At 33.9% G+C, this 1,739-nt stretch carries 2 protein-coding genes; both read right to left on the bottom strand.

What is annotated here, in order from left to right; translation table 11 throughout:
* Window positions 1–197: 197 nt before the first annotated feature.
* Window positions 198–785, bottom strand: a complete 588-nt coding sequence (locus ABZA26_RS14395; protein ID WP_372715183.1) for a nitroreductase family protein — start codon at window positions 783–785, stop codon at window positions 198–200.
* Window positions 786–1,108: 323 nt separating this feature from the next.
* A partial coding sequence (locus tag ABZA26_RS14390) for a glycine betaine ABC transporter substrate-binding protein (protein WP_372715182.1) occupies window positions 1,109–1,739 on the bottom strand: 631 nt, incomplete at its 5' end.

Genomic DNA, 1,739 nt, shown 5'->3' with positions numbered 1-1,739 from the left:
TTAAATTTTGCCATTCATTTTATACTCTATTTAATCCTTTGATTACTACAGACTGGAATACTTAACCTAAGTTACTGCCTTTATCAAATTAAAATATCAAAGTGCCACAAAGTTCCGTTAGTTTCCCCTGATGAAAAACAGCACCAGATAAAGCCAGTAATTCATGAGAATTTATTGTGACTGGAAACTTAAGTTAACTAGTAATTATCTGCTCTGTTATAGTGAATTACCTCAGACAGATCTTTTACCTTTTTCGGAGAAGGATTCATGTCTGTATAACCAACTGCCATCATCTCAAATATTTCAAGATATTCAGGAATACCCAGCAGCTCCTTTGTTTTCTTTTCTACTTTGGGATTTCTGAAAGCCGACACCCACATAGAAGCCAGACCCAAACTTGTGGCAGCAAGCTGCATACTCATAAAAGCACTGGCAAGAGTGCTAGAGAATGTAAAATTCCACCAGTTATCATTGTCTTTTGCAGAAGCAGGACCACGTTCTCTCACTCTGGGATCACCGTATAGCATAATATAGACAGGGGCATCTACAAAACCCTTAGAGGTTTTACCTTCACCTATCCCATCAATAAGATACTGAGTAACTTCATTTTTTAAATTTTCGTCATCTATTACAACAAATTCCCAAGGCTGTGAGTTGAATCCAGATGGAGACTCTACTCCTACTTTTACAATTTTTTCGATATCTTCCCTTGAAACTTTTTGATTGGTAAACTTTCTCACAGATCTTCTCTTGGTTGCTATTTCCAATAAATTATCGTAATTCATAATTATCTCCCCTTCAACGATTAAAATATGTTTGAAATTTACAGATTATACTGATCAATTTTAGTAGACATATCTACTAAAATATAGTTATAAATATATCTTAACATAAACTCGTAGAGGTATCTACTAATAAAGTAGGCCTTCATGGATAAGCCTTTATATAAAATATAGAAAAAACACATCTGTGCCTTATACTGGGTTATCGTAAATTTGGTATAAACTTTGATATTCTTTCCATAAAAAAAATCCCTTTATAGTAGACAGGTTTTGATTCTTTAAACAGTCTGCTATAAAGGGAAAATATAAAACTACGTCCTAATACTTTATATAAGACCTTTTTTCTTAAGAAACTCTTCCGCTACAACTCTTGCAGGAATCCCCTCTTCATCGGCTCTATAGTTCATATTTTGCATATCATTCTCATCAATCTGTTCTGCAAGTTTTTCAAGAACTTCTTTTATTTCAGGATGAGAACTTGCAAATTCTCCATTAAGAAGTGGTGCTGCGTAATAAGGTGGGAAGAAATTTTTGTCATCTTCCAGTATCACAAGGTTATATGTAAGAAGTTTCCCATCTGTAGAAAAAGCATCTGCAATATCTATCTTACCTTCTTTTATAGCAGTATAACGGAGTCCTCCTTCAAGAGATTTCTCTCCTTTAAACTTCATGCCCGGATAGGCTTTCTTAAGACCTGGTACGCCATCTTCTCTTTCTAGAAATTCCATGGTTGCCCCGATTACAAGCTCTTCAGAAACCTTTGCTAGATCTGAAAATGTTTTCAAATTATATTTATCAGCAGTTTCAGGTTTTATAGCCAATGTATATGTATCGTTAAATCCAAGTGGTTTTAAATATTCTAAATTATACTCTTTTTCTGCATATGCATTTTTTACATATTCATAAACCGCATCTGGATCTTTAAGCTCATTCTGTTTTAAAATAACTGAATACCCA

The sequence above is a fragment of the Ilyobacter sp. genome (assembly GCF_041583315.1).
GTDB lineage: Bacteria > Fusobacteriota > Fusobacteriia > Fusobacteriales > Fusobacteriaceae > Ilyobacter.
The sequence above is the reverse complement of the archived record's forward strand: the minus strand, read 5'-3'. Positions and strand labels throughout refer to the sequence as shown.

What these genes read in the sequence shown, in the direction of transcription:
- ABZA26_RS14395 (WP_372715183.1), bottom strand. Translation starts at nt 785, where the DNA reads ATGAATTACGATAATTTATTGGAAATAGCAACCAAGAGAAGATCTGTG.